The sequence below is a fragment of the Methylobacterium sp. NEAU K genome (assembly GCF_030700285.1).
Lineage (GTDB): Bacteria > Pseudomonadota > Alphaproteobacteria > Rhizobiales > Beijerinckiaceae > Methylobacterium.
In genome coordinates this window covers 1-18,546 of the sequence record NZ_JAUYZJ010000049.1, presented here as the reverse complement: position 1 = coordinate 18,546, position 18,546 = coordinate 1, and the positions used below count along the sequence as shown (strand labels likewise).

Annotated in this window: 15 protein-coding genes and 1 tRNA gene; 10 read left to right on the top strand and 6 right to left on the bottom strand. The window is 65.4% G+C overall.

Going from position 1 to position 18,546, the window contains the following annotated elements; all coding sequences use genetic code 11:
• Positions 1-151: 151 nt before the first annotated feature.
• The 3 genes from pstB to Q8W67_RS24820 all read left to right on the top strand — a co-directional run bounded on the left by pstB (position 152) and on the right by Q8W67_RS24820 (position 4,940).
• Complete coding sequence (gene pstB / locus Q8W67_RS24830) at positions 152-964, top strand: phosphate ABC transporter ATP-binding protein PstB (RefSeq protein ID WP_305550507.1); 813 nt, start codon at positions 152-154, stop codon at positions 962-964.
• Positions 965-1,317: 353 nt separating this feature from the next.
• Positions 1,318-1,806, top strand: a complete 489-nt coding sequence (locus Q8W67_RS24825; RefSeq protein WP_305550506.1) for a flavodoxin — start codon at positions 1,318-1,320, stop codon at positions 1,804-1,806.
• Positions 1,807-2,492: 686 nt separating this feature from the next.
• A complete protein-coding gene (locus Q8W67_RS24820) occupies positions 2,493-4,940 on the top strand; it encodes a bifunctional diguanylate cyclase/phosphodiesterase (RefSeq protein ID WP_305550505.1) in 2,448 nt (815 codons plus the stop codon).
• Positions 4,941-5,079: 139 nt separating this feature from the next.
• Here the strand turns inward: Q8W67_RS24820 and Q8W67_RS24815 are convergent, their stop codons facing one another.
• Both Q8W67_RS24815 and phnX read right to left on the bottom strand, forming a co-directional pair.
• Positions 5,080-5,346, bottom strand: a complete 267-nt coding sequence (locus tag Q8W67_RS24815; RefSeq protein WP_305550504.1) for a hypothetical protein — start codon at positions 5,344-5,346, stop codon at positions 5,080-5,082.
• A gap of 185 nt (positions 5,347-5,531) precedes the next feature.
• Complete coding sequence (phnX, locus tag Q8W67_RS24810) at positions 5,532-6,359, bottom strand: phosphonoacetaldehyde hydrolase (protein ID WP_305550503.1); 828 nt, start codon at positions 6,357-6,359, stop codon at positions 5,532-5,534.
• Between the two features lie 353 nt (positions 6,360-6,712).
• Here phnX and Q8W67_RS24805 point away from each other — a divergent pair, with 353 nt between their 5' ends.
• Positions 6,713-7,036, top strand: a complete 324-nt coding sequence (locus tag Q8W67_RS24805; protein ID WP_305550502.1) for a hypothetical protein — start codon at positions 6,713-6,715, stop codon at positions 7,034-7,036.
• 154 nt (positions 7,037-7,190) lie between these two features.
• On the opposite strand, the gene Q8W67_RS24800 is transcribed toward Q8W67_RS24805, so the two are convergent.
• On the bottom strand, positions 7,191-8,870 hold the full coding sequence (locus Q8W67_RS24800; protein ID WP_305550501.1) for a methyl-accepting chemotaxis protein: 1,680 nt from the start codon (positions 8,868-8,870) through the stop codon (positions 7,191-7,193).
• A gap of 675 nt (positions 8,871-9,545) precedes the next feature.
• Between Q8W67_RS24800 and Q8W67_RS24795 the strand changes: the two genes are divergently transcribed.
• The 4 genes from Q8W67_RS24795 to Q8W67_RS24780 all read left to right on the top strand — a co-directional run bounded on the left by Q8W67_RS24795 (position 9,546) and on the right by Q8W67_RS24780 (position 11,374).
• Positions 9,546-9,956 (top strand): DUF3768 domain-containing protein, encoded by a 411-nt coding sequence (locus Q8W67_RS24795; RefSeq protein ID WP_305550500.1) that lies wholly within the window; start codon positions 9,546-9,548, stop codon positions 9,954-9,956.
• A gap of 1 nt (position 9,957) precedes the next feature.
• Entirely contained in the window at positions 9,958-10,146 is a 189-nt protein-coding gene (locus Q8W67_RS24790; RefSeq protein ID WP_305550499.1) for a hypothetical protein, read from the top strand.
• 196 nt (positions 10,147-10,342) lie between these two features.
• On the top strand, positions 10,343-10,471 hold the full coding sequence (locus Q8W67_RS24785; RefSeq protein WP_305550498.1) for a hypothetical protein: 129 nt from the start codon (positions 10,343-10,345) through the stop codon (positions 10,469-10,471).
• A 219-nt stretch (positions 10,472-10,690) separates the two neighbouring features.
• Positions 10,691-11,374, top strand: coding sequence for a type 1 glutamine amidotransferase domain-containing protein (locus Q8W67_RS24780; RefSeq protein WP_305550497.1), 684 nt, complete (start codon positions 10,691-10,693; stop codon positions 11,372-11,374).
• A gap of 536 nt (positions 11,375-11,910) precedes the next feature.
• Here Q8W67_RS24780 and Q8W67_RS24775 read toward each other — a convergent pair.
• Positions 11,911-12,765, bottom strand: coding sequence for a hypothetical protein (locus Q8W67_RS24775; RefSeq protein WP_305550496.1), 855 nt, complete (start codon positions 12,763-12,765; stop codon positions 11,911-11,913).
• Between the two features lie 223 nt (positions 12,766-12,988).
• A tRNA-His gene (locus tag Q8W67_RS24770) sits at positions 12,989-13,065 on the bottom strand.
• Between the two features lie 245 nt (positions 13,066-13,310).
• On the opposite strand from Q8W67_RS24770, the gene Q8W67_RS24765 reads away from it, so the two are divergent.
• Positions 13,311-15,176: a chloride channel protein gene (locus Q8W67_RS24765; RefSeq protein WP_370693952.1), complete on the top strand. Its 1,866-nt coding sequence runs from the start codon at positions 13,311-13,313 to the stop codon at positions 15,174-15,176.
• A 92-nt stretch (positions 15,177-15,268) separates the two neighbouring features.
• Positions 15,269-16,372: a tartrate dehydrogenase gene (locus Q8W67_RS24760; protein WP_305550494.1), complete on the top strand. Its 1,104-nt coding sequence runs from the start codon at positions 15,269-15,271 to the stop codon at positions 16,370-16,372.
• A 197-nt stretch (positions 16,373-16,569) separates the two neighbouring features.
• Here Q8W67_RS24760 and dxs read toward each other — a convergent pair whose 3' ends face one another.
• Positions 16,570-18,540 (bottom strand): 1-deoxy-D-xylulose-5-phosphate synthase, encoded by a 1,971-nt coding sequence (gene dxs / locus Q8W67_RS24755; RefSeq protein ID WP_370693953.1) that lies wholly within the window; start codon positions 18,538-18,540, stop codon positions 16,570-16,572.
• Positions 18,541-18,546: the final 6 nt, after the last annotated feature.

Genomic DNA, 18,546 nt, shown 5'->3' with positions numbered 1-18,546 from the left:
CTAATCGATATTCCTATTATCATCCGGCCGAAGAACGGCAAATTGCGGCTTTGCGTCGGATAAAACGCGTTGTGACGTACAGCAATCATACTTAATATTGATCCACAACACGATGGATCAATTCAGCGTATGTCTACTGCATGAGGACATCATGTCGAACATAGCCCTGCCCCTAGGGCCGCCGGGTGCTGCCGTTGGGCAAGGTGGCGCCCTGCCGTGCATTACCATCCGCGACCTCGATTTCTGGTACGGACCCAATCACGTGCTGAAGTCCAACAGCCTCGATATCTTCGCGCGCAATGTTACCGCGCTGATCGGACCCTCAGGCTGCGGAAAGTCGACACTGCTGCGGTGTCTCAACCGGATCTGCAGCCTCTACCCGGACCAGCGCGTCACCGGCGAGATCCTGTTCGAGGGCGACAATATCCTCGCGGATCAGACGGATCTGTGCGACCTGCGCTCGCGCATCGGGATGGTGTTCCAGAAGCCCACGCCCTTCCCCATGTCGATCTACGAGAACGTCGCTTTCGGCATTCGCCTCTACCACAGCGTGTGCAAGTCGGAGCTGGATGCCCGAGTGGAGGAGAGCTTGTGCAAGGCGGCGCTCTGGGATGAAGTCAAGGATATCCTCAGGAAGCCCAGCATGAGTCTGTCGGGCGGTCAGCAACAGCGCCTATGCATCGCACGCATGTTGACTCTTGAGCCGAGCGTCCTGTGCTTCGACGAGCCGACTTCGGCGCTCGATCCGATCTCAAGCGGCAAAATCGAGGATCTCATCGATCATTTGCGACGCGAGTTCACGGTGGTGATCGTCACTCACAACATGCAGCAAGCCGCCCGCATCTCGCAATTCACGGCCTTTATGTTTCTCGGTGAGATCATCGAATTCGGAACGACAGGAGATATCTTCGTTCGACCCAGGAAAGAGCGGACCGGGAATTATGTCACGGGCCGGTTCGGTTGAGTTGAGAACACAGGTTCACGGCGAAGATTTTCAGGTCGCCCCGATCGCAGTGCGGTAGTTTGACGATGAAAGCAGCTAACATTGAGCGTCTTGGGGAGCGTGCGGTGCTCTTGCCGATTCAATTGGCCGAAGCCCTTGCGGCGGATGACCGTGCCAAGATGCGGCACACCTTGGTGATGGAAGTAGATTGAAGTACCAGACCCATCGTCAGTTCGTATTTTGCCTAACAGACGCCATCCTGGCGCCACCCGGTCGAATAGCCTTGATCCACGTCAACGTCGTCGGCCTCGACCGTCGGCACGTTCGCCCTGGGATCCGATTGCTCGTGGTCCGGACTCAACACGGAGGCCGAGATGTCGGATGTTTTGGTGGCTTATTATTCATGTTCGGGAACCACCGAGAAGGTCGCCCATGCGCTCGCGGATCGGCTCGGGGCCGAGCTCGATCGGATCACCTCGCCAGTCCCGTATACCGGTGCCACCGGCTTCATGAGGGGGATCTGGCACTCGCTAAGGAGCGTCACCCCGCCGATTCAGCATCACTTGGAGCCGATGCGGTTTCAGATCGTCGTTCTGTGCTCTCCCGTTTGGGGCGGCAAGCTCGCTGCGCCGATGCGAACCTACCTGAGGCAGGCGGGCAAGATCCCTAGCCTCTGCGGGGTGGCCGTGTCCGGTGTAGGCGGCCAGCAGGCCCGGTTCTTCCGGGAAATGGAGTATCTTGGCAGTCAAGCCGACATCCCGGCACTATCCCTAACGCAACGGCAAGTTGTCAGCGGAGCGTATGAGCGCTCGGTCGACATCTTCGTAGAAATGCTTCACAGCAGCCTCATCGAGGCCGCTTAAGACCCGCATCGGGCACGGTCCGACCAACACCGCAAGATACGGTGTGCCCTTCACCGCCGTATCTTGCGCTGTTGGTCGGACCCGAGTCTTAAGCAGTGCTCGCCTACCTGTCGTGCTATACGCACTCCATAGGCCGCCTTTCGAGCCGTCGGCTGCTTTCGTTCGGCGTGGCCGGTGTCATCTCCCGCGCCAAGGATCTTTCCCCCGATGGGGCCAGAGCGCTACGGCACCATGACCCTCGGCACACGAAGAGCTCATCCGCCGCTTCCTCCTGCACGTCTTGCCGAAGGGTTGCTACTATGGCCTCTCCGTCAGTGCCACCAGCAGGGCCAATATATCTCCCGCGCCCGTGATCTGCTCGCCGCTCCAGCTGTGCTCCGACGGCTCAGAACAGCCGAAGCGGCGCTGACATTGATCCAACGAACTGGTCCGAGCTCAGCGCAAACTTCTCACTCATGCAAGCGCTGGCCAAGAATCGATGTCATGCACGACAATTCTTCACCGGAAACAGGTCGATTTTGCCGTGTAAAGTATATGAAGCGAGTTCTGTTTGTCGGTATATAAACCAATATTATTCGGAAGCACTGGCCGGTTTGTCATCGAAATACGACGCTGAGTAGCCGGCGCATGAACTCGGTTTTAAGACTTCACGGCTGTACGTGCGGCCGTCCCGGAGTCCAGCCTCAATGCCCGTCCCCGCTTCACCGGCCAGCCAGCCCAAGACAGTGGTGCAGCATTGGCTGGACAATCGACGAGCGGGAGGGGCACTCCCAACCTACGAGAGTGTCGTGCTCGGCCGTCTGGGGCGGCTGGCCGACCGCTGCGCCTTGATCTCCACGCGCAGCGGCCAAGCAGTCGCCATCGTCTGGAGCGGCAGCGAATACGCAGAATGGCTGCAACACCGCGCGTCGGACGTGCCATTGCATGTGCTGCCGGAGGAGGTGCGCCGCCCGATCGAAGAGATCGTCGGCAGCGCCCTACGTACCGGTGAGCCGGCGGTCGCCCGCTGTGATCGGGTGGCCGAGGGCATTGTCACATCCCAAAGCCTCACCGGCGTGCCGCTCATGCAGGCTAAGGGCGGCGAGCCTGTCGTCCTGCTGCATCTCGACGCGCAGGTGGTGCGCACGGAACTCGCTCAGGCTCTCTTTGGCGCGACCGAGATCGGCATGTTGGCTCTCGCAGCCTTGCGGGATACTGCGGGCGGGGTCGTCGACTTCAAAGTCGTGGCCCTTAATGACGGCGCCGCGCGGATGTTCGGGCGACCTGCGGCTGCGCTTCAATGGCAGCGCCTCACCGACCTGATTCCGTCCCGACCTGGATTCGATCCTGTCGGCCGCTTGGCCGCGGCCCTCAGGAGCTCAGATCGGGCCGCCTATGAGATGAGCTATCCCCGCTCGGACGGCACATGCTTGCACCTGAAGGTGGAGGCCGGCGCCATGGGCGACCTTGTCGCCCTGACGGTGACTGACGTCGGCGACATCAAGGCGCGCGAGGAGTCTTTCCGCCTTCTGTTCGACCACAACCCGTTGCCGATGTGGCTGACGAACCCAGAAACCGCGCGCTTCCTGGCGGTCAACGAAGCTGCCATCGCCCATTACGGCTACGATCGAGAGACCTTCCTCTCTCTGCACCTGAAGGATCTTGCGCCATCGGACCTGGAGCAGATCGGCGGTGACGCCGTGGTACATCGGCATCGTCGGTTCGACGGCACGCCGATCGAGGTGACGCTGTTCGAGCGCACCATGATCTTCGAGGGCCACGCAGTTCGGCTTGGAGCCGCCGTGGACGTCACCGAGAGCCGGCGCAACGCCGCGCGCATCGACCATATGGCCCATCATGATGCCCTGACGGGTCTGCCGAACCGCGTCCTGTTCGCAAGGCGACTGGCCGAGGCGATCGAGCGGTACAAGCGCGGGCGCGGCGACTTCTTCCTGCTCTGCCTCGACCTCGACAAGTTCAAGATCGTCAACGATACCCTCGGCCATCCGATCGGCGATGCCCTGCTGCGCGAGGCGGCTGCGCGCCTTGTGCATTGCCTGCGCGAGGAGGATTGCGTCGCACGTCTCGGCGGCGACGAGTTCGCTGTGTTGGTCGCCCGCCCCGGAAGCGCGGACCTGATCCACACTCTTGCGGGCCGGATCATCGGTGAAATGAGCCGTTGCTTCCCCATCGCCGGCCACGATTGCCACATCGGGACCAGCATCGGTATCGCCTGCATGGGTCAGGACGGCGACGACCCGCAGATTCTGCTGCGCAACGCCGATCTCGCGCTGTACCGAGCCAAGGCGCAGGGCGGCAACAGCTTCTGCTGCTTCAAGCCAGAGATGGACGCCTGGGTTCAGGCCCGGCGCAAGCGGGAGAACGACCTTCGAGAGGCGCTCGTGCGGGGGGAGTTCGCACTCGCCTACCAGCCTCAGGTCGATGCTGCGACGAATCAGATCTGTGGGTTCGAGGCACTGCTGCGCTGGCACCATCCCGTCGAAGGCCTGATCTCGCCGGAAGAGTTCATCCCCTTGGCCGAGGAGACAGGCTTGATCAGCCCGATCGGCGCCTGGGTTCTTCGCCAGGCCTGCGCCGAGGCTGCTGGTTGGCCAGGTGTGTTGCGCGTCGCAGTCAACCTTTCGCCGATACAGTTCCGCAAGCGCGACCTCGTCCGCAGCGTGCAGAGCGCGCTTCAGGCCTCTGGCCTAGCGCCCGAGCGCCTCGAACTTGAGATCACCGAGGGGGTGCTGCTCGCCGAGAACGAAGCGAACCTCGCCATGCTGCACGAGCTGCGCGCGCTCGGCGTGCGCATCGCCATGGACGATTTCGGGACCGGCTACTCCAGCTTGAGCTACCTGCGTTCGTTTCCCTTCGATAAGATCAAAATCGACCGCTCCTTCGTGAGCCAGATCGGTGAGAGCGCCCATTGCACGGCGATCGTCCGCGCGGTGACGGGCCTCGCCGCGAGCCTCGGCATCGTGACCACTGCGGAAGGCGTCGAGACAGCGGCGCAACTCGCGCATCTGCGAGCGGAGGGCTGCCAAGAGGTTCAGGGATTCTTCTTCAGCCGTCCAGTCACCGCTGCGCGAGTCTTCGAACTGCTCGCACCGGGTGGCACCAGTCACGGCAGTGCGATGCACACAGCGGCGTAGTGCGGTTCGGTTTCGTCTGATGCGGTTCGTCGGCGGTAAGAATCACGGTCCGATTCGATATCACTCATCTTGAGTGAAAACGCTATGGCGGACCTCGGGCGACCCGCCAGCATCGGCGGCAAGTTCGCAGGCCCCTTACCTAATCCTGGCGATGCGCAAGCCGCTCCTCAATATGATTGGCGGCATCAGCATACAATTCGAAGCGTCTCAGTAGCACGGCACGCTTTTCGGGCTTTTTCGTTCCCTCAATTTTTGCTTTGGCCTTGTCGGCCCGGTCGCGCATCTTCTTGGCGAATTTCTCGAACGCCTCATCGATCTTGGCGCTGATCTTGTCGCCTTCCGCCTTTGCTGCATCTTTATGCTCCTGCATGAGCGGGGAAAACGTGCTCTTCGCGTCCTTGGCCATGGCTCACCTCTCGTTAACTCGGTCCGAGTTTGGATCCGCAGAACCATACACCCGGCAGTCCGCGGCGACGAAGCGATCACGGATGACGCCCTTCGTCGGCTCCTGGCCGCGCTGTAGTAGCCGGACATCGGGCGGACAGGGGATCACGCCAGGGTTGGTCACGCTTTCCCGCACAGCTGCCAGCATCAGCACGCTTGCGGCATGTGGCCCGCGGCGAGCCGACCTTCGATGGCTTCGATCACGCCCGGCAGGTCGGCGATGGTGTCGATCAGAAAGTGCGGCCGTGCAGCTGCGAACGACGCACCGATCCGAACACGCTCAGCCGAGAGCCGATCCGGGGGCAAGGCCCTGAACGCGTCGTAGCTGAGGCCCAGAGCATTGCCCGAACAGGTCAGCGCCACGGTCCACATGCCCGCCTTGCGGCCTTCGAGGACGCCGGGAACCGTGTCGTCGACCTTCACGCACGCGGCCACGTCATCGACTCCGAGAGCAATGACGTTAGACAGCGCCTGGGCCGGCCCTGGGCGTCCGTTCGGCACCTCGTCGGTCGCCACGACGTGGTCGGCCACGTAGCCATTCGCCTTTGCGAGCGCGACGACACGCTCCATCACACAGACGGGATAGCCCGAGCAGGAACCGATCTTGATGCCCCGTGCACGCAGGACTGCGACCGCGTCGAGCGCGCCCGGGATCAGCCCGGAATGCTCGGCGATCTTCTCGATCTGAAGCGGCATGAAGCGCTTGTAGATCGCCGTGACGTCGTCATTAGTCGGCCTGCGACCGAAGCGCTCGGCGTACCGGTTGGCGATCTGTGGCTCGTTGCAGAGGGCGCGGATGTGATCCCACTTGCCCGTGCCCATCGGGCCGCGCGCTTCCTCAAGGCTGATCGCGACGCCGAACTCGCGAAAGGCTTCGACGAAGATCTGGGTGGGTGCGAAGGAGCCGAAATCGACCACTGTTCCGGCCCAGTCCAGCACGACAGCCTGGATGGATTTCGGATTCTCGTACGACATTACTCGCCCTCTCAATCGGAGGCTCTCGGCGTTCGGTTCGCGATCTGTTACGCTCGGCCGTGATAGGCTCCGATGACGCCTCGATGACAACAGTCCGAAATCGGAAGCCTATTCGCCAGCGGCATCGATGAAGGAAGCTCGCCTGGGGTTCGCGCCAAGGCCCCGAAGCGGTGAGACAAAAACGGGCGCGCCCCTTTCCAGAGGCGCGCCCTGAGTGCGTTCCGGTCTCGGGAAGGAACGTGTCTACCCGTTATGACCTCACGCCGACGTGAACAAGGCGCCTTAGCTAAGAAGCCGGGTGTGTGTCCGTGTCATCGAAGCGTCACATGCGTTAAGAAGGGGGGATGCGTTCGTTGAGCGAGAAGGAAGGCATGGCCTTCATCGAGGAGATCGCGGCGGCGCTGCGCCTCATCGCGACGCCGGGGATAAAGCCGAAGGCTTTGCGCGCTGCCATTCGGGAACGATATCCCGAGGCGAGCAAGAAGGAGATCGTTCGAGCCGCTTTCTATGCCGTGACCGACGCCTATCCCATGGGCCAGGAGGCACTCTCGGACCTGCACAACTTCGCCTTGTCCGAGCGGGGCGGCGATGAGGATGCGGACGCGTCGCCGAAGGTCGGCCAGCGAAAAAAGAAGAAACGGACCTTTAAAGTGGCTGGCAGGCCTGCAATCCATTGAGGTTGAAGCGCGATATTCAGCGTTCGCACGCTACGTCTGCTCTGCCCCCGGTTTGTGCGAGGACCTGTTGAGCAGACGCGCGGTGTAGATCATCGGCGCAACGTGCTCGAATCCGCCTGGTTCGTCCGGTTCGTCGAGGAAGCGTTGCCCTGCCTCACGCCGCGTGAACCCGGTCGAGGAAGGCCCCAATGGCGGTCTGCAGGCTAGCGGTGCCCGCGTTGACCTGCAGGGCGCCACTTCGAACCTGATCGGCTTGCACCGCGTTCGAGGCGGCCGCCTCCTGCACGCCGCCGATGCTGTTGGAGACGGTCTGCGCTTCGGCCGCAGCACCCGCGATCGCGCGGGCGATCTCCTGGCTGGCGTATCCCTGCTGTTCAGCGGCCGCGGCCACGTCGGAAGCCGTCTCGCTCATCTGCGCGATGGTGCCCCCGATTGAGCCGATCGCGTCGACCGTCCCGTCGGCGGCTGCCTGGATCGCCACGACTTGGCTGGTGATGCGGTCTGTCGCGGATGCGGTTTGCGTTGCGAGTTCCTTCACTTCAGCCGCCACCACCGCGAAGCCGCGGCCTGCAGCGCCCGCACGCGCCGCCTCGATGGTCGCGTTGAGAGCCAGCAGGTTGGTCTGCGCGGCCACATTGCGGATCAGCGTCACCACGGCTCCGATCTCACTGGCGGCCTGCGACAGGCTCACCACCGTCGTCTCCAGGCCGCGCGCATCGTCCAAGGCCGCGGCTGCGATCTTGCTCGTGTGCCGAACCTGCTCCTCGATGGCGCGGGCTGAGCTCGACAGCTGTTCCGCAGCACCGGCGATGCTATTGACGACTTCGACTGACTGGCTCGATGCGACCGCGACACGCGCCGCCTGCGCCGTCGTGTCCCCGGCGGTGCCCGACAGAGCATCGGCCGTGGCCTGCATCGCCTGAGCCGAGCACGCCAGACTTGCAACGGCCCGCTCGGTCTCGATCTCGAAGGCGTGCGTGGCCTCGGCCAGAACTTGGGCTCGGACCGCGTCCTGGACCGCCCGCTTCTCCGCGTCGGCGTCGAGATCCCACTTCTCGATCAGCGCGGTTTGGAAGGCCTCGATCGCGCGCGCCATCTCTCCGATCTCGTCGGCGCGCCGCGTGAAGGGGACTGGGTCGTCGAGCTTCTCAGCAGCGAGTGCCTGCATGGCGGCCTTGAGTCGGTGCAGAGGTCGCTGGATCTGGGTCGCAAGGACCCAGAAGGCGACACCAAGACCCAGAAGGAGAGCGACGGCAGGCACGACCAGAAGGGTCAGGGTGGCTCGATGGTGCGCCTCCATCACAGCAGCACGCTGCGCGTCGAGCTGGGTCAGGATCTCGTGTCCGAGATTGCTGATCTCAGCAACCATGTGCTCGCGGTTTTTCACCGTTGCTTCGTCGGTGGCCTGGATCAGGGCAGCTTTGGGGGAGATGGTCAGGCCCATTTCGGCCGTATCTGTCTGATAAGCGATGAACTCCTTGACGGCGAGATCGAGCTTACGCTTGCGCTCGGGCGAGAGCTGCACGTCCATGGCGGTGAGAAAAGGCCCGCGAGCCTGTTCGACTTCGCTGAGGGCGCTTTGGAGCCCGGCGAGGCGCGCCTTGGCCTCCTCGGTATCTTCGGCGGTGTAGACCGCGGTGGCCTGCACCACGGCGTGCTCGATCGCTTGGGCTAAGGTCCGCGCCTGCAAGCCGGCGTTCCAGACCGCTTCGGTCGCCGTTGCGCGCTGCTGCTCCTGATCGGCCTGTCGGAGGGCGAAGCCCGAGATCCCGACGGCGACGAGGCCGAGCAGGCCGACGACGGCCGCAAGCTTGTGGGCCAGAGAGATGCGCATCAGGAGCTGCCAAGTGCAGATGGTTGCGCCTGTCTCTGCGGCAGCATCGGTTGCGCTATTCTTAAGGATAGCTGGCAAAATCGCTCTGCCGCACTAGGATATTGGCAGCAAAAACCGTCTCGGTTACTTCCAAGTAGAATTGATTTTCATCGCCTTCGAACGTGATATGGAGCAAATTTTCTTCATAGATCGGGCGGTGCTCTTTCCAGAAACCCGAATTTTTTTACCTCCACCGTCAAGCATAGGATCTGATCAAATCTGATATCGTGGGTGCCAAGGTGCCGAGCTACCCCCTTGGCCCAGATGCAGACGGTCGACTGAGCAGTAGGAAACGTCCGCTTCTGCAACTCAGATACCGAAAGCAGACCGATAGCCTTCGGCCAGACCCGGGCATAGCGGATGATTGATGCTTCCTCATGACCGTAGCGATAAGCGCCAAAGAAGCAGTCGCAGACGTGCCCTCTCACTTGAGCAGCTCGACATCCCTTGATTTTATACTTATATTCCTATACTTTAGTCATCGTCGCCTTTTGCCGACGGGGCCCATCATGCCGCGACCGCCACACCACCGAATGCGACGGACCCCGGCACGACAAGCCAGGCGATCAAGTCACCTCAATCCGAGCACCACCAAGGGGTCCCACACGGGGCCCCTTCTTCTTTGCGAGGCCGACCATGAACAACGCTGAATTTCCAACACCTCCCGACGACTCCGCCGTGTTCGGCACTTCGCAGAGACCAATCGAGCTGTCGGTCGTCACCGACCCAACCGCTCGCGTGCGCGCCCTGAACGACGCCTTCCGCCTCAGCTTCGCCGGCGGGCAGGTGGTCGAGACGCCTGGCGTGGTTGAACTGCCTGAGAGCAACCGCATCGCGCTGCTGCTGGCCGTGCGCCGCTTCGACAGCTTCGACGCCGAGAACGATCCCCACAGCGAGCACGACTTCGGTACGGTCGATGTCGGGGGCGAGCGCTTCTTCTGGAAGATCGACAGCTACGACCGGGCGCTGCTCGGTCATTCGCTGGACCCGACCGACCCCGGGGTGACGACCCGCGTGCTCACGATCATGCGCGCGGATGAGTATTGAGATGGCGCCCCTCTGCAAGGTGCCGCGGGTGACCCGAACCAACCTGCCTCATGCCAGGGAAGCCACACGCCCGCAGCCGCGGGGCGAGGCCGAACTCGATGCCGACGCCGAGTGGGACGAGGACTGGTCGGCCGATGACGACGGCGACTGGTCCGGCTGTGCCCGCGACGGCGACCAGGAAGGAGGCTGAAGATGCGTCCCAGCCCTCCTGACGGCACCGGGTTTATCACCGCAGCTCACACCATTCGAGGCCGCGATGGCCACGACAGGGCGCATCCTCAACCCGAAGGCCGCCTGATCGCTCGAACCGGGGGTGACACCTGCCTTTCCGTGCCACGATCATAGACGACCAGTCTACTTGGAAAGCGCTACCGAGGAGAATGACCATGAACTTCGAACCCACTCACACTGTTGCCCCCTATCTCCTGCTCGCCGAACTTGGGGCTGCCTTGTTCGGTGGCTCCGCCGCCTCGGCCGAGGAGCGCATCACCCTGGAGGTGATTGGTGCCAGGTGATTGGTGCCGTCCGCATGGCCAGTTCCGAGGAGATCCGCCGTGCAGATGGGGCCTTCCGGCGATCCGGCGTTCGGCAGGCTCGCGAGGCGACCGCAGGGCGCACTGGTGACGGGATATCGTCACACCGCAACTGACCCGCCGGCGTACCGAAGTATGGACTGGTCGACACAGCTTCCTCGGCGATCGGCCACCCACTCCCCTCAACCACGGAGAGCAACGATGAAGATCCTGATAGTGCTGACCTCGCATGACACGCTCGGTGACACCGGCCGCAAGACCGGCTTCTGGCTGGAGGAGCTAGCCGCCCCCTACTACGTGTTCAAGGACGCGGGCGCCGAGGTCGTCCTGGCATCGCCCAAGGGCGGCCGTCCGCCGCTCGACCCGAAGAGCAACGAGCCGGGCTTCCAGACGGACCAGACCCGCCGCTTTGAGGCCGATGTTGAAGCCAACGCGGCTCTGACGGACACGGTCCGACTCGACGGGCTCAGCCGTGACGCCTTCGACGCCGTGTTCTACCCGGGTGGCCATGGGCCGCTTTGGGATCTCGCCGAGGACCCTGCCTCGGTTCGGCTGATCGAGGCCACGCTGCAGGCCGGCAAGCCCGTCACGCTAGTTTGCCATGCTCCCGGCGTGCTGCGCCACGTGAAGACGCTGGACGGCAGGCCGCTCGTTGAGGGCAAGGACGTCACCGGCTTCACGAACACCGAGGAGGAGGCGGTGGGCCTCACCCAGGTGGTGCCCTTCCTCGTCGAGGACGAACTCAAGCGGAACGGGGGCAAGTTCTCGAAGGCGGGTGATTGGCAGCCGTACGTGGTCGCGGATGGCCTGCTCATCACCGGGCAGAACCCGGCCTCGTCCGGACCGGCGGCCGAGCGCCTTCTCGAACAACTCCTGCGGGGTTGAGGGCGCGAACCGGGCGCGCGACTAGGCGGCCTTGTGCCTTGATCGACCGCCCTAATCCTAGGCCACCGGCGCGATCATCGCGAGGCGTCCGAAGCGTGACCGGTATTGGGCGACATCTGCCCGGTGCCGGCCAAGCCGGTGCCTTCCGCCTGGCGGAGGGGACATCTAACGGGAACGCGGTGTGGCATTGTAGCCGCGGAACCGGCCACCCCGCACCAATGGCAGCTGTCAAGGGACGACCGACCGTTCCGGCGGCTTCGGCAGAAGGTCCGCAAGTGGCGGATTGTGTTGAAAAACTCAGAGGCGACGCCTGCTGCCTCGTTTCGAGACTTACTGCAGGGAAGGTCCTTCCCTTTTTAGAGCTACACATTGCAGCTTGGGCCGGGCCGCGCGAGCCTGCGCAAACAATTTTTCTCCGCGCTGACCGGTATGATGCGCCGCTTTAGCTCCATCCCGAGTTTTTCAACACAATCGGCACATTAAGGTAATTGGTTCGGCACGCGTCGACCAATCCGCATCCCTGCCAAGTTTCGCCATCAAGCTTCCCGTCCGGAGCGCTTCTCCAACCCTCGCAGCCGCGCCCGCAGCGGGCCTATCTCAGACCCCAGAACCCCGGTAATCCGGAAGCGCTGACGACCCTTGCGCCTGCCATCGGACCTTCGCGTCGTAATCGTCACCTCGTGGACCAGCGCCCGCTGCCGCGCTTCGGCCTTCGCCTGCCGCGCGGCCGCGACAGCATCTGGCGGGGATGTGGATACTCGCTTCGCCACCGCGCTCTGACGAGCCCAAGCGTGAAGCCCTTCGCCTGGCGTGGCCGCCAGCGCCTGAACCCGGCTCGGCAGCACCTTGGCATTTTCAAGGTGCTGAATCGCCCGCACATCCCGGCTAATTAGCTTCCGAGCCGCCAGCCGCTCGGCCGGGGTCTCGCCGCCGTAGGAGACGAAGCGCTCGACAATGAGGTGGAGGTCATGGGTAGTGCGCGAGCGCTTGCGCCCGCTCAAGGTCTCCAGCTCGGCCATGATCGCGGTACGAAGCGGGCTCGTGCTGATGCGGATGTAGGTAGCGTAGGCCAGGGCGATGGCTTCAAGGTGCTGAGCGTCCGACGCCTTGCGGATGTTCAAGCCAGTCCGTTGCAGCCATCCCGCGCTGCCGAGCGGCTGCGTCCCAGCACGCTTGGCGTGATGCAGGAAGCGTTCGGCGTCGGCGACCACAGCGTCACGGCTGCCAGCCTCAGCACCGGTACGACCTGCTTCGGCGATCTTGGTTGCAAGCTGCGCCGCATTTTGCCCATCAGGCGCTTTCGCCGGTTCGTGGCGGCGCGGCGGCAGGGTTGAGAAGGAGGGCGAACGAGGTCGGTTAAACCGAAAGGCTGGGACCGTGTCGTTTAGCATTGCCTGTATTCTTCCCGAGCATATGGCCGCGCTTCGGCTCAGCGCGACACTTCGTCGGTATGAATTGGCTTCAGGCTGAACCACTCGCTGAGGCTTGCTCGCGAACGCTCTAAGTGCCGCTGTTACCCACAGTGTTACCCTACCGCCAAAACTAGGAAGCGCGCCGGAAAGGGAAAAGGGGCCGGCGCAGCGCCAACCCCTTCACCCGGCACCGAAAATTCAATGGTACCACCGCCCCGGCTCGAACGGGGGACCCCCAGATCCACAATCTGGTGCTCTAACCAACTGAGCTACGGCGGCACTGGCGGGCGGTGTATCGTGGGCCGCGGCAGTTTTCAAGGCGATGTGTGCAGGCGGATGCGGGGTCGGTGGACGCAGGGCGGTTTCAGCCCATAAGTGCAGCCATGAAGCCGCCGGCCCCGTCGCACCAAGGCCCGGGCGGGGCGGAGCGGGGTGAAGGGCGGATTGTGAGCGCGCGACAGCCAGCGCCGGCCGCGACCGGGGACCAGGATCCGGTCCAGCCCCCCGGTCAGGGGCCGGCGAACATGCCGGCCCGGACGGCTGCCAGACCGGGAGGCCGCCCCCGTGGACGCTGGGCGCGCTCCGGGATCGTTCAGGCCCCCGAGCGGCTGCGCAGCCTCGTCCGGCGCAGCGAGGGCGGCCTCGTCGCGCTGGCGACTCTCGTAGGCTGCGTCGCCGGGGTGGCGGTCTCCGGCATGACCTGGGCCACGCAGGCGATGCGCGAGGTGATCTACCGCATCCCGGCAGGGATGCGCCTCAGCGCCGCCGATGCCGTGGCGCCGACGCTGCTGCTCATCGGCCCATGCCTCGGCGGCGTGCTGCTCGGGCTGCTGATCGTCGTGGTGAATTACCTCCGCGGCCCGCGCAAGCGTCCGCCCATCGACCCGATCGAGGCGAACGCCCTGCATGGCGGACGGATGTCCCTACGCGACAGCCTCTATCTCGCCCTCCAGAATGTGATCTCCAACGGCTCCGGCGCCTCGGTGGGGCTGGAAGCCGGCTACACGCAGATCGCGTCCGGCCTCGCCTCGCGGGTGGGGATCGCCTTCGAGGTGCGCCGGGGCGACCTGCGGACCCTGGTCGGGTGCGGCGCGGCCGGCGCCATCGCGGCGGGCTTCGGCGCGCCGCTCGCCGGGGCGTTCTACGCCTTCGAGTTGATCATCGGCACCTATTCGATCGGCACGTTGGCGCCGGTCGTCGTGGCGGCGCTCTGCGGCAACCTGGTCTCCCGGGCCCTGATCGACACGCCGCCACTGGTCGATCTCGGCGACGTGCAGGCGGTCACGACCTCGCACGTCACCAGCATGGAGATCCTGCCGAGCCTCGCCCTAGGGCTGGTCTGCGCGCTCCTGGGCATCCTGATCATGCGCGGCGTCACCCTGATCGAGCGGCTGGTCCTGGCCTCCGGGGTGCCGCGGGCGGCCGCGCCCGTCTTCGGCGGCCTGTGCGTCGGTGCGCTGGCTCTGATCGCGACGCCGCAGGTGCTCTCGGGCGGCCACGGCGCCCTGCACATGCACTTCGCCGTCGAGGGACAGGGCCACGGGACCGCGGCGCTCGCCGGGCTGTTCGCCGCCAAGGCAGTGGCCTCGGCGATCTCGATCGGCTCCGGATTCCGCGGCGGCCTGTTCTTCGCTTCCCTGTTCCTCGGGGCCGTCGCAGGCAAATTGTTCGCCGCCCTGGCTCCCGAACTCGTGCCGGCGCTGGCCGGCTTCGGCCTCACCCCGCTCGCCTACGCGGTGATCGGCATGAGCGCGCTCGCCGTGGCGATCATCGGCGGGCCGCTGACCATGACGTTCCTGGCCCTGGAGGTCACCGGCAGCCTGCCGATCACCGGGGTCGTGCTGGCGGCGGTGATCGCGTCATCGCTCACCGTGCGCAAGACCTTCGGCTACTCCTTCGCGACGTGGCGCTTCCACCTGCGCGGGGAGAGCATCCGCAGCCCCCACGATGTCGGCTGGATCCGGTCGCTGACCGTGGGACGGCTGATGCGCCGGGATCCGAGCACCGTGGCGGTCGACACGCCGATGCCGACCTTCCTGCGCGCCCATCCGCTGGGCTCGCCCTCCCGGGTGATCGTCGTCGATGGGCGTGGGCGCTATGCCGGGATCGTGAACGTTCCCGAGGTACACGCGGCTGCGCAGGAGGCCGCGGCCGGCGCGCAGCCGGTGCTGGCCGACCTCCTGCACCACGCCGACGCCTTCCTGACGCCTGAGATGAACGTCAGGGACGCCGCCGCAGCCTTCGACCGCACCGAGAGCGAGGCGCTCGCTGTGGTCGAGAACCGCGAGAGCCGCAGGGTGCTGGGGCTCCTCACCGAGAGCCACACCCTCAAGCGTTACAGCGAGGAGCTCGACCGCCAGCGCCGGGCGATGGCGGGCGAATCGGACTGATTGTCAGGCCGGGATGTTGACCGAATGCGCCTCTGCAGCACCCTGGAACCCGGGCCTGCGCGGTCCGCGAGGCGAGACCCATGAGAGGATCCATGGCCGGTCAAGAGAACAGTCAAGTGAGCCGTCAGCAGCGCAGCTACCGCATCGCGGTGATCCCGGGCGACGGCATCGGCAAGGAAGTCATGCCCGAGGGCGTGCGCGTGCTCGAGCGCGCGGCCAAGCGGCACGGCTTCGCGCTCCAGCTCGACTGGTTCGATTTCGCGAGCTGCGACTACTACGAGACACACGGCCGGATGATGCCGGAGGACTGGAAGCCGCAGATCGAGGGCCACGACGCGATCTATTTCGGCGCCGTCGGCATGCCGGAGCGCGTGCCCGACCACATCTCCCTGTGGGGCTCGCTGATCCTGTTCCGGCGCGAGTTCGACCAGTACGCCAACCTGCGTCCGGTGCGCCTGATGCCCGGGGTGAAGTGCCCGCTCGCCGACCGCAAGCCCGGCGACATCGACTTCTGGGTGGTCCGGGAGAACACCGAGGGCGAGTATTCGAACGCGGGCGGCCGGATGTTCGCCGGCACCGAGCGCGAATTCGCCCTGCAGGAGACGATCATGACCCGCCACGGGGTCGACCGGATCCTCAAATTCGCCTTCGAGCTGGCCCGGTCGCGCCCGAAGAAGCACCTGACCTCGGCCACGAAGTCGAACGGCATCTCGATCACCATGCCGTACTGGGACGAGCGCGTGAAGGAGATGGCCAAGGCCTATCCCGACGTGGCCTGGGACCAGTACCACATCGACATCCTGACCGCGCATTTCGTGCTCAACCCGGACCGGTTCGACGTGGTCGTCGCGTCGAACCTGTTCGGCGACATCCTGTCGGATCTGGGTCCCGCCTGCACGGGCACGATCGGCATCGCGCCCTCGGGCAACATCAACCCGGAGCGGGTGCACCCCTCGGTTTTCGAGCCGGTCCACGGCTCGGCCCCCGATATCGCCGGCCAGGGTATCGCCAACCCGATCGGCCAGATCTGGTCCGGGGCGATGATGCTTGAGCATCTCGGCGAGCACGAAGCGGCCCGGGAGATCGTGACCGGGATCGAGCGGGTGCTGTCCGAGCGGACGCTGCGGACGCGCGACCTCGGCGGCAACGCCGATACGCAGGCGTGCGGGAAGGCCGTGGCGGAGGCTTTGGGGTAGGGGCGGCCTCTTCCGCGACCTCCAACCCACACCCTCATCCTGAGGGGCCCGCGTCAGCGGGCCTCGAAGGAGCACTCCAAGGATGAAGGAGCACTCCAGGGATCGCGAGACCGCTGGAGTGCTCCTTCGAGGGCTACGCTGCGCTCCGCCACCTCAGGATGAGGTGTTCGGGTGGGACAGACGTCGAGAGTGAAAAATCAGCGCGGCCGGCGGCGGACGCTCACCACGTTGCTGGCACGCTCCGCCTCGCTGCCGGCGGAGACCGGGAGGGTGGCCAGCGCGGTCCTGGCGATGGTGGCGGCGTCGAGGCCGGCCTCGGCGTACATCTTCTCCGGGCTGTCGTGGTCCTGATACAGGTCGGGCAGCGTCAGCGTCCGGACCCGCACCCGGCCCGCATCCAGCGCGCCCTGCTCCGACAGCAGGTGCAGCACCATCGCGCCGAACCCGCCCCGCGAGCCCTCCTCGACGGTGATCAGGACCTCGTGGGTCTTCGCCAGGTCCAGGATCAGCGCCTCGTCCAGCGGCTTGGCGAAGCGCGCATCCGCGACCGTGACCGCGACGCCCTGATCGGACAGCGTATCCGCCGCCTTCAAGGCCTCGGACAGGCGCGTGCCCAGGCTGAGGATCGCCACACGCGCCTCCGGGTCCTGCCGCACCAGCCGGCCCTTGCCGATGGCCAGGACCTCGCCCCGCTCCGGCAGCTCGACGCCCACGCCCTCGCCGCGCGGGTAGCGCAGCGCGATCGGGCCCGAATCGTGGGCATGCGCGGTCGCCACCATGTGCACCAGCTCGGCCTCGTCGGACGCCGCCATCACGGTCATGTTCGGCAGGCAGCACAAGTAAGCCAGGTCGAACGCGCCCGCATGCGTCGCCCCGTCCGCTCCCACCAGCCCGGCCCGGTCCAGGCAGAACCGCACGGGCAGGTTCTGCAGCGCCACGTCGTGCACCACCTGGTCGTAGGCCCGCTGCAGGAACGTCGAGTAGATCGCCACGAACGGCCGGTAGCCTTCCGTCGCCAGGCCGCCCGCAAACGTCACCGCGTGCTGCTCGGCGATGCCGACGTCGAAGGTCCGGTCCGGATGCGCCTTGCCGAACAGGTCGATGCCGGTGCCCCCCGGCATCGCCGCGGTGATCGCCACCACCTTGTCGTCCGCGTCCGCCGCCTTGATCAGGCTCTCGCCGAACACCCGCGTGTAGGCCGGGGCGTTCGGCTTGGCCTTGGCCTGCACGCCCGAGACCACGTCGAACTTCACCACCCCATGGTAGCGGTCGGCCGAGGCCTCGGCCGGGGCGTAGCCCTTGCCCTTCCGGGTGACGACATGCAGCAGGATCGGGCCGTGCTCGGCGTCGCGCACGTTCTTCAGCACCGGCAGCAGCTGGTCGAGGTTGTGCCCGTCGACCGGCCCGACATAGTGGAAGCCCATCTCCTCAAACATCGTGCCGCCGCCCACCACCAGCGAGCGGGCATACTCCTCCGCCGCCGCCGCGCGCTGGTAGAGCGCCTTCGGCAGCAGCTTGCCGAGCTGCTTGGCGGTCTCGCGCAGGGACTGGTAGGTGCCCCCCGAGGCCAGACGGGCGAGATAGCCCGACATCGCGCCCACCGGCGGGGCGATCGACATGTCGTTGTCGTTGAGGATCACGATCAGGCGCGAATGCAGGGCGCCGGCGTTGTTCATCGCCTCGTAGGCCATGCCGGCCGACATCGAGCCGTCGCCGATCACCGCGATGGCGTTGCGGCGCTTGGCCGGGCGGCCCGGCGACACGCCCTTGGCCTTGGCGGCGGCGGTGTCGAGGTCGCGGGCGACCGCCATCCCCAGCGCGGCCGAGATCGAGGTCGAGGAATGCGCCGCGCCAAACGGGTCGTAGACGCTCTCGCTGCGCTTGGTGAAACCCGACAGCCCGCCGCCCTGGCGCAGCGTCCGGATGCGGTCGCGGCGCCCGGTGAGAATCTTGTGCGGGTAGCACTGGTGGCCGACGTCCCAGACAATCCGGTCGTCGGGCGTGTCGAACACGTGATGCAGCGCCACCGTCAGCTCGACAACCCCAAGCCCAGAACCGAGATGCCCGCCCGTGATCGAGACCGCGTCGATCATCTCGGCCCGCACCGCGTCCGCAACAGCCTGAAGCTCCGACTCCGGAAGCTGGCGCAACGCCGAAGGCTCGGGAATACGGTC

Excerpts from the sequence above, each read along its gene's own strand:
- Q8W67_RS24780 (WP_305550497.1), top strand. The coding sequence starts at position 10,691 with ATGAAGATCCTGATAGTGCTGACCTCGCATGACACGCTCGGTGACACC.
- Q8W67_RS24760 (WP_305550494.1), top strand. The coding sequence starts at position 15,269 with ATGGCCGGTCAAGAGAACAGTCAAGTGAGCCGTCAGCAGCGCAGCTAC.
- Q8W67_RS24815 (WP_305550504.1), bottom strand. The coding sequence starts at position 5,346 with ATGGCCAAGGACGCGAAGAGCACGTTTTCCCCGCTCATGCAGGAGCAT.
- Q8W67_RS24825 (WP_305550506.1), top strand. The coding sequence starts at position 1,318 with ATGTCGGATGTTTTGGTGGCTTATTATTCATGTTCGGGAACCACCGAG.
- Q8W67_RS24775 (WP_305550496.1), bottom strand. The coding sequence starts at position 12,765 with ATGCTAAACGACACGGTCCCAGCCTTTCGGTTTAACCGACCTCGTTCG.
- Q8W67_RS24795 (WP_305550500.1), top strand. The coding sequence starts at position 9,546 with ATGAACAACGCTGAATTTCCAACACCTCCCGACGACTCCGCCGTGTTC.
- Q8W67_RS24820 (WP_305550505.1), top strand. The coding sequence starts at position 2,493 with ATGCCCGTCCCCGCTTCACCGGCCAGCCAGCCCAAGACAGTGGTGCAG.
- pstB (WP_305550507.1), top strand. The coding sequence starts at position 152 with ATGTCGAACATAGCCCTGCCCCTAGGGCCGCCGGGTGCTGCCGTTGGG.
- Q8W67_RS24785 (WP_305550498.1), top strand. The coding sequence starts at position 10,343 with ATGAACTTCGAACCCACTCACACTGTTGCCCCCTATCTCCTGCTCGCC.
- phnX (WP_305550503.1), bottom strand. The coding sequence starts at position 6,359 with ATGTCGTACGAGAATCCGAAATCCATCCAGGCTGTCGTGCTGGACTGG.
- Q8W67_RS24800 (WP_305550501.1), bottom strand. The coding sequence starts at position 8,870 with ATGCGCATCTCTCTGGCCCACAAGCTTGCGGCCGTCGTCGGCCTGCTC.
- Q8W67_RS24790 (WP_305550499.1), top strand. The coding sequence starts at position 9,958 with ATGGCGCCCCTCTGCAAGGTGCCGCGGGTGACCCGAACCAACCTGCCT.
- Q8W67_RS24765 (WP_370693952.1), top strand. The coding sequence starts at position 13,311 with ATGCCGGCCCGGACGGCTGCCAGACCGGGAGGCCGCCCCCGTGGACGC.